The sequence below is a fragment of the Enterobacter sp. ZOR0014 genome, from assembly GCF_000798855.1.
Classification (GTDB): Bacteria; Pseudomonadota; Gammaproteobacteria; order Enterobacterales; family Enterobacteriaceae; genus Enterobacter; species Enterobacter kobei.
The window spans coordinates 1-544 of record NZ_JTLF01000159.1 but is presented as its reverse complement, the minus strand read 5'-3'; the positions used below and the strand labels follow the sequence as shown (position 1 = coordinate 544).

Sequence of the window (544 nt, the reverse complement as noted above, 5' to 3'; positions counted from 1 at the left end):
TTGACTTGACTGTAACATATGGAAAATATAGTGTTGGTAGTGCTTCAAAAGATATTAACAAGACATACTTTTCAACTCAAAAAATGACATTAAATAAGGGTTCTATTTTAAAATATACTAACTCAAAATATTTAAGATTAGAATTAGTTAAATTTAATAGCAATACTTTGAAATGTGAGAGTGTTACTGTTACAAACGAAAAAAATATAAACGCAAATGGAATATATGCTATTCAAGGGTATGTTAGATTAAAACCTCTTACACAATCTGATATTGACATGATATTAGCAGACATGCAAGTTTTAAATTACACTTCATCCACTAACAACGTACCGAGTAATTTAGATAGTTTTCAAAAAATGGTAAATTATACCCCGTCAGTAAGTAATGACACTGTTACAACAACTACTACTGCGTTTGATTATTACAAATATCCAGTTACACCTATTTGGGGACATGAATATTTAGAGCATTGGTATGAGAAAATTTATGACGGTGTAAATAATATATCAATAGCATTAGACGGAGATAGTATAACTGCTGG

Annotated in this window: 1 protein-coding gene; it reads left to right on the top strand. The window is 29.0% G+C overall.

Translation table 11 applies throughout. The features are described from left to right. Window positions 1-544, top strand: a 544-nt coding sequence (locus tag L977_RS24700; RefSeq protein WP_197061795.1) for a hypothetical protein, incomplete at both ends; no start/stop codon positions are given.